Annotated in this window: 6 protein-coding genes; all 6 read left to right on the top strand. The window is 34.1% G+C overall.

What is annotated here, in order from left to right; all coding sequences use genetic code 11:
* Window positions 1-281: 281 nt before the first annotated feature.
* The 6 genes from AC6F8J_RS02225 (at window position 282) to mglC (ending at window position 8491) form a co-directional block, all read left to right on the top strand.
* Window positions 282-1835 carry a response regulator gene (locus tag AC6F8J_RS02225; protein ID WP_500720610.1) on the top strand — a complete coding sequence of 518 codons (1554 nt, stop codon included), beginning with the start codon at window positions 282-284 and terminating at the stop codon, window positions 1833-1835.
* On the top strand, window positions 1822-3591 hold the full coding sequence (locus tag AC6F8J_RS02220) for a histidine kinase (protein ID WP_500720609.1): 1770 nt from the start codon (window positions 1822-1824) through the stop codon (window positions 3589-3591). Before AC6F8J_RS02225 ends, AC6F8J_RS02220 begins: the two co-directional genes overlap by 14 nt.
* Window positions 3588-4595 carry a substrate-binding domain-containing protein gene (locus tag AC6F8J_RS02215; RefSeq protein ID WP_500720608.1) on the top strand — a complete coding sequence of 336 codons (1008 nt, stop codon included), beginning with the start codon at window positions 3588-3590 and terminating at the stop codon, window positions 4593-4595. Before AC6F8J_RS02220 ends, AC6F8J_RS02215 begins: the two co-directional genes overlap by 4 nt.
* A gap of 176 nt (window positions 4596-4771) precedes the next feature.
* Window positions 4772-5800 (top strand): substrate-binding domain-containing protein, encoded by a 1029-nt coding sequence (locus AC6F8J_RS02210; RefSeq protein ID WP_500720607.1) that lies wholly within the window; start codon window positions 4772-4774, stop codon window positions 5798-5800.
* Between the two features lie 79 nt (window positions 5801-5879).
* A complete protein-coding gene (locus AC6F8J_RS02205; RefSeq protein WP_500720606.1) occupies window positions 5880-7382 on the top strand; it encodes an ATP-binding cassette domain-containing protein in 1503 nt (500 codons plus the stop codon).
* Between the two features lie 14 nt (window positions 7383-7396).
* Window positions 7397-8491, top strand: coding sequence for a galactose/methyl galactoside ABC transporter permease MglC (mglC, locus tag AC6F8J_RS02200; protein ID WP_500720605.1), 1095 nt, complete (start codon window positions 7397-7399; stop codon window positions 8489-8491).
* Window positions 8492-8757 lie beyond the last annotated feature (266 nt).

The following is an 8757-nucleotide window of genomic DNA, read 5'->3' as shown; positions in this document are numbered from 1 at the left end:
TCCTCATCCTTGCTATAAATATATGAAATTATGTGTTATTATAACGCGTTTAAGTGTGTGCGTCAACCCTATTTGTTAAATAATTAACTTTACTTAAAAGAATAGATGGGTGAATGATGCGTGGGAGATTCTTGTTTTTTAATAAGATAAAAAGATAGACAGATATTTAGGACTGTATTATTGTAGTATATAAGATATGAGCTTCCTTTGGTTTTAAGAGGCCTTATAATCAACGATTACATAAAAACAGCCAATTCTATAAGGCATGATAGAGGTGAGATATGAAATATACGATTGTTTTGGTAGATGATGAAGATGAAGTAAGAGGAAGAATTGCATCAAAAATCGAAGGTCAAAAAGACTTTGAAGTCATAGGATCAGCCTCAAATGGCTATGATGCACTGGATTTGTTAGAGGAACATACACCGGATGTAGTCATTACAGACATTAAAATGCCGTTTGTGGACGGTATCGAGTTGACACGTATCATTCGAAAAAGTTATCCAACTGTAAAAGTAGCAATCATATCAGGGTATGACGACTATACTTATCTTAAGGAGGCAATTAATTTAGATGTTGTGGCCTATTTATCAAAGCCAATTACAAGTGGTCATGTTGAGGAATTCTTAGATAAGATAAAACAATCATTAGATGCAGAAAATGAACATATACAGCTGAAAGAAGAAATGGTGTTAAATCAAGTAAGAAACCGTATTATTTATCATTATTTAAATGAATATCAGTTAAATAATGATGATGAGATTATGGCTAATGAAGTAGGAATAAGCATCAGCCAACCTCATGTGGTGATTTGTACAAGGTTGATGAATTTCACCGGTAATATTATCGAATTAGAGAAGAAGAAGAACCAGTGTTTTTTAATGATGGAAGAGTTGGTAGGTGAGAGCTTCAATGCTTATCATATCCTGTTCGGACAAGACATTGTGAGTATTGTTAAAGCAGATAGAGAGGATTTCATGAAAACACTCGATCTTGTTTTATATAAGGTGATTAACTATATAAAGAAATATATCTTAGTCGAGATTGCAATGGGTGTCAGTATTGCTGATCAATTTGATAATTTATTTGATCTGTATAGACAAAGCCAATTTGAATTAGAGTCGTATGGCATGGATGATTCTAATACTATAAATTATTATGGGGACAACGATATAATTCCTGATAAGAAGAGCTTCAATGTTGAAGATATTAATGAGTTTAAAAAGAATATGAGGTATATGAATGACAAAGATTTCTCGGAGTATATTGCGAAGCTTACAAAAAAAATTAAAGAAGAGCATCTTTATGATTTTTTTTGTGTCATAGTAACCTTGAGCGGCTTATTAATAGAATATTCAGATAGTGTTAGTGCTAATTTAAGGCGATCTTTAGATATTAATACCATTAAGACGTATATTGAAGCTAAGAATATTGATGGTTTTATGATATTGATAACGAAACTTATCTCTGAGATGAAAGCGGATATTGCTACAAGAAAAACAAAAAAAACATCTAAACTCATGGGTGAGATTATTGCTTATTTGGAGCAACACTACGATAACTCTGAAATGAATATGGACATGGTCGGTGATGCTTTTAATATTAGTGTATCTTATTTAAGTACTTTGTTTAAAAAGGAGACAGAAACAACCTTCAATCGTTACTTGGTTTCTAAAAGAATTGACCATGCAAAGCTGTTATTAAAGAACACTGAAGATAAAATGGTGTCCATCGCTGAAAAATGTGGTTATAAAGATGTTTACTATTTTAGTCATAGCTTTAAGAAAATAACCGGTCAATCACCAAAGGAGTTCAAAAAAAATGAAGCATACTAAAAGATTTTCGATGAATCATTTTACGATTATGCAGACAATTATAGCAACTATTACATTTGTATTGGCCGTGTCCGTTACAATATCTATATTATCTGTTTATTATATCAGCACAAAGACAAGTAAAGATCTTGTTTATGATCAAGCCAGTGAGATTAATAAACAAATTGTTTTTAATTATGAAAATTATACAAGTCGCGTTGAAGGCATTGCGAATTTATTGCAAAAAAAAGCATTAGACTATGACATGATGATGGACAAAGAGCAGGTGTTGGATTTGTTTATAACCTTAGAAAATCTTGAGGATAGCATTGTATCTGTGGTGCTTTTTGACAATTCGGGTCAAGTTGTTGTATCTTCACAAGACATAGAAATGCAGTTTACATTAATTGCCCTTCAAGAATGGTATAAAACTGCTATTTTTGATGATAAAGTCACGCATTTTTCTTCTCCAAGAACACAAGAAATCTATGAAGTGAACATGGGTGAAGTTATTTCTGTGTCCAAAGCCTTTGAATATCAAGAAGGTGATGTAATTAAAAAAGGCGTATTGCTAATTGATATGAATTTCGAAGGATTAGATTCCTTGTCAAATGTATCCAATCTTGGGGAAAATGGGCATATCCTTATCTTGGACGAAAAAGATCAGATTGTCTATTCATCAGACAAAAGTCAATATGGCTATAATAGTAAGAGTTACAGTACCGTTAAAGCATTGATTTTTGGAAGTGAGGCGTTAACGATTAATGGAACCCATGTGGTTGTTAATATGAATACGATTGGTTCGACACGTTGGCGTATAGCCACGTTTCAAGATATAGATGCTTTTAAAAAAGGTACGACAAACGCTTTCTACACAGCTGCAAGTATCATTGTTATTACGATGTTGATTACAATTTTAGTAGCTTATTTTGTAGCCATGCAAATCACAAACCCCCTAAAAGAATTAAATAAAGCAATTGTTCGCTTCCATCATGGAAATGATGATTCAAAGGTGGAGATAGAAGGACAAAAGGAGATAACAACTGTTATTACCGGCTTTAATAGTATGATTGATCGAATACATGCATTAATGAATGAAGTAATAAAAGAACAAGAAGGCAAGCGCAAGACAGAGATCAGAGCCCTTCAAAATCAAATAAATCCTCATTTTTTGTATAATACATTAGATTGTATGATCTGGTTGGCTGAGGAAAATAGAAACAAAGACTTGGTGGATACAGTCGGAGCCTTATCAACCTATTTCAGAGTAAGTTTATCCAAAGGAAAACAGTTTATACCGATTTTTGAAGAGTTACAACATATAGAAAGTTATTTATTGATTCAAAGAATGCGCTACAATGATAGATTTGTTTATACGATTGAGTGCAATCCGGAAATATCTGAACTTCGAATTATGAAACTGATAATTCAGCCATTGGTTGAGAATGCCATATACCACGGAATTGATAAAGATGATCAAAAGAGTTGGATATCGATTCAAGTTTTTGAACAAGATGGTTATATTAAGCTTATGGTTACAAATAGTGGTTATGGTATTACCCAAGAAAAAATCGAAGAAATCCATCATGTGATGGAAGATGGTAATAAAAAAGGAAGTATAGGTATGAAAAATGTATATCGGAGAATCAAATTATTTTATGGTGAAAAAGCGTATATTCGAATAACGAGTGAGTTAGACGAGACCACAACGGTAAGTATCTGTATACCACGTGAAAAGTTAGAAATAAAGGTGTTGAAACGAGGAGATAAAACATGAAAAAAAGAATAATTATCCTAATGTCACTGATATTAATAGTAGTTATGACCAATGGATGTGGACCAAATAAGAAAGAGATTGCCGTATTGATTTATGACATGGAAGACCCATTTATAAAAGGGGTTTCGGATTATATAAAGGCCTATGATACAGAGATCTATGATATTGTATATTATGATAGTCAAAAATCTCAAATTGTACAAAACAAGATTGCTGAAGAATTATATGAAAAAGGTGTTGATTTGTTGGTGATAAATCCTGTTGAAAGGTTAAGCTCCTATGTTTTTGTGAGAAAGTCACTTCAAGAGGAGATTCCGATTATTTTTTTCAATAGAGAACCCCTTAAAGAAGACTTAGAATATTTCGAAGATGTGTATTATGTCGGAACAGATGCAAGAGAATCGGGATTGATGCAAGCCAAATTAATATCAGAGGGACTGAGCAATGATACTGAAAATCTAGGTGGGTTTGATAAAAATGGCGATCACATTATTCAGTGCGTTATTTTAAAAGGAGAGCAAGGCCACCAAGATGCTGAAGAAAGGACAAAATCAGTTATCGAAGGTCTTGAAGATAGAGGATTTGAGGTGGAAGTACTTCATACAACAGTTGCCAATTGGAATGAAACAAGAGCTTATCGAGCTATGCATGATATTATGTCTGAATTTGGCGAAGACATTGAGTTGTTAATTAGTAACAATGATGCCATGGCGATAGGTGCTTCAAAATACCTAATGGATAATGGATATTTTGGAATGGAAGTAGATGGGATTGTGACAGATATTCCCTTTCGAATTGTTGGTATTGACGGGTTGGAAGAGGCCAAATTGCTTACAAAAAAAGGATATATGTATGGCACAATCATTAATGACGGGGAAAGTATGGCAGAGGCCATTATGCAATTGGCAGAATATATCCTGGATAATAATGATGAAAAACTACAGTATGAGTTGGTTGACAAAAAATATATACTAATTTCATACAAGTATCATAGTAATGAATAGTGCAAAATTTTACAAAAAGGATAGTAGAATATCACATTTTAATAATTTTCTAGAATGATATACTAAATAAAGTAAGCAATCAATATTTTGATTGTACTTTATTACAAAGGTTAAAGTTCAACTATATAGTTTTGACACATTAACCTTACAAATAATTCGAAAAAGGAAGGGTAAAAATGAAAAAATTATTAAGTGTGATTTTAGTTTTAACAATGGTATTGGCAATCGCGGGGTGTGGTAGTGAAAAAGGTCCTAGCACAACAACGGACCAAGCAACAGAAGAGATTGTAATTGGAGCCAATATTTACAATTTTGGTGATAACTTTATGAATGGTGTCGTTTCTCCTGCATTGAAAGAGTATGCTGACGCAGCTGGTATAAAAATCAACATCGTTGATTCGGAGAATCAACAAAACAAACTCAACGACCAGGTGGATATCTTTATTGGACAAGGTGTTGATGTTTTAGCAATTAATCTAGTGGATCCAGCTTCAGCCAGTACAATTATTCAAAAAGCAAAAGAGGCTGATATTCCACTAATTCTTTTTAACAAAGAAGCAACGGAAGCGGGCGTAATGGATATGTACGACAAAGTGTGGTATGTAGGTACGGCTTCAGCAGATGCGGGTATTATCCAAGGTGACATGATGGTGGCTGATTGGAAAGCAAACCCTAATTGGGATAAAAATGGTGACGGAACCGTTCAATATGTGTTATTGAAAGGTGAACCAGGACATCCAGATGCTGAAGCTAGAACGGAATATTCGGTTAAAGCTTTTGATGATGCGGGCATTCTGGTTGAAGAATTAGCGATGCAACCAGATCCAAATTGGTCTACAGATGGTGGTAATGATAAAATGGCTACTTGGTTAGCATCATTCGGTGACAGCATTGAGTTGGTCATCTGTAATAACGATGGTATGGCCTTTGGTGCTATCAACGCGATGAAAGAACAAGGTGTAACAATCCCGGTTTATGGTGTTGATGCTCTAGAACAAGCTCTAAACCATATTGCTGAAGGAGAAATGAATGGTACAGTACTTAATGATGGTAAGAACCAAGCTAAAGCCGTCATTGATTTAGGCGTAAATGTAGCTAAGAGTAAAGACCCTATTGAAGGTACGGATTGGACACTAGATGCAGTGAAAGCTGTTCGTGTACCTTATGTAGCGGTTACACCAGAAAATTATGCAGACTTTAAATAATTAGTTTTTGATGCTGCCAATGTCTTAATAAAGGCGTTGGCAGTATTATTAGCAAAAAAGAATATGGTCAGGTGAAAAAATGGTTAAACAAAGTATTCTAAAAATTGAAGGTGTATCCAAATCTTTTTCAGGTGTTAAGGTTCTAGACAAAGTGTGTCTTGATGTTAAAGAAGGTACAGTTCATTCTCTTATGGGAGAGAATGGCGCAGGAAAATCGACCCTTATGAAATGCCTTTTTGGAATTTATAAGCAAGATGAAGGGACCTTCTATTTAAAAGGTGAAAATGTGAATTTTACAGATCCAAAACATGCTCTAGAGCATGGTGTTTCCATGGTGCACCAAGAACTTAATCAAGTAACAAAAAGAACGGTGAGTGAAAATATTTGGTTGGGACGGTATCCAACTAAAAGAGGCTTTGTCGATGAGAATAAAATGTACCAAGATACCAAAGCATTATTTAAAAAAATCAAAATTAATGATATTGATCCAAATACAAGGTTAAATGAGTTGTCTGTATCAAAGAGACAAATGGTTGAAATTGTCAAGGCTGTCAGTTATGAAGCCAAAGTTATAATTCTAGATGAGCCAACTAGCTCACTTACAGAACAAGAAGTAGATAAGCTGTTTGAAATCATAGAAACATTAAAAAAACAAGGATGTGGCATTGTATATATTTCTCATAAAATGGATGAGATATTTGCCATATCAGATGAAGTGACGGTACTTAGAGACGGCGAGTATATTGGTACGAATTCTATCGAAGATTTAGATATGGATAAGGTTATAAATATGATGGTAGGTAGAGACTTAAGTCATCGTTTTCCACCAGTAACCAATATTCCGGGGGACGTAAAAATGGTGGTCAAAAACCTGAAAACACGATATGAACCCAAGGTGAATGATGTTAGTTTTGAACTAAAAAAAGGTGAAATATTAGGTATTTATGGTTTGGTAGGTGCCAGAAGAACAGAACTTGTTGAAGCAATATTTGGCATGAGAACAATTGAGAGTGGAGAAATTCATATTGATGGCAAGAAACTCAACAATTCAAGTCCGCACAAAACCATTGAAAACAAATTAGCTCTTGTAACAGAAGAAAGAAGATCAACAGGTATCTTTGAGGTTGCTAACATTAGATTTAATACATGTAGTGCTAATATTAAGAACTATGTCAGTAAGTTTGGCGTGCTAAATGAAAAGGAAATGCTCTCTGACACAGAAAAACAAATAGCCAGCATGAGAATTAAGACATTTAGCCAAGAATCATTGATTCGAGAATTAAGTGGTGGCAATCAACAAAAGGTCATTATTGGACGATGGTTGGTTACAGATCCGGACATTTTACTTCTTGACGAACCAACAAGAGGGATTGATGTAGGCGCTAAGTATGACATCTATAATCTGATGATTGAACTGGCCAATAAGGGGAAATCCATTATTATGGTATCATCAGAAATGCCTGAAATTCTAGGCGTTACGAACCGCATCATGGTCATGAGCAGAGGTTATGTTGCAGATATTTTAGATACAAAAAATGCGAATCAAAATGATTTATTAAAATTATCCGCAAAATATTTATAGTAGGTGGTTGAAAAATGAATTTTACAAGAAATATTAATGCTAGAATAAACAGATTCAAAAATATGAACAAAAGAGATTGGTTAAACTTCTTTGTTAATAATGCCATCTATATTGTTATGGCAATGTTAATTGCTGTTGTTATACTTAGGGAACCGACTTTCCTATCTGTGCGTACACTTATTAACGTGCTTAGTCAGTCCTCTGTTAAGTTAATTCTTGCTTTTGGTGTGGGTGGTATTATTATTTTACAAGGTACAGACCTTTCCTTAGGACGATCCGTTGGTTTTGCTATGGTAATCTCAGCATCCTTGTCACAAGCGGAAACGTATGCTTCTAGATTCTATCCGGAAATATGGTTGACAGCCATGCCAGCATTTGTTAAATTATTGATACCATTATTAATCGCCATGGCTGTATGTGCTTTTTTTAGTATGATTAATGGGTATATTGTAGCAATTTTCAAAGTACATCCATTTATCGTAACATTAGGTATGAGCGTGCTGCTATATGGGGTATTGACTTTATATTATAATTCACCGGAACAAGGTGGACAACCTATTGGTGGTCTTTCAAAAGAATACTCGAATTTTATATTGGGCAGAATTGAAGGTATTGGACCACTGAAATTTACTGGTGGTTTCTATATCCCGTATCTTGTCATATATGCTGTTATTGTGAGTATTATAGTATGGGTATTGTGGAATAAGACCGTATTTGGTAAGAATATGTTTGCTGTAGGAGGTAATCCGGAAGCCGCTGCTGTATCAGGCGTCAATGTGGTTGGAACCTTTCTATTGGTTTACGTGATGGCAGGTATCTTGTACGGTTTAGGTGGCTTTTTGGAAGCCGGTCGAATCGGTAGTGCCAATAACAGTTCGGGTTTTAATTATGAACTGGATGCCATAGCGGCTTGTGTGGTCGGTGGTATTTCTTTTAGTGGTGGTGTCGGTAAAGTATCAGGAGCCATAGCTGGCGTATTATTATTTACGGTTATGAGTTACGGTATGATTTTTGCTAACATATCTTTTGAATATCAGAACATTATTAAAGGTTTTATTATTGTATTTGCAGTTGCTCTAGACACAAGAAAATATCTTAAAAAGACCTAATAAGACGATTATAAAAAATAAAATAATTTTACAAAATGATATAAAGTTTAGAAACAGAAGTCTGACTATGTTTCTAAACTTTTATTTTAATAAGCTTAGGTTGATTGAATTATTTTATGATTTATTTGTAGATGGGATATAGCATATGATACAATGTAACTAAAGATTTGGACGACTTTAATACGACAAGAATTATACAAACTATGCCACTAAGAAGGAGACTTATGATGAAAAACAAAATTCGTTCATTAATACTGTTTTGCTTT

Source organism: Petrocella sp. (assembly GCF_059865615.1).
This window is presented reverse-complemented; position numbering and strand designations above follow the sequence as displayed.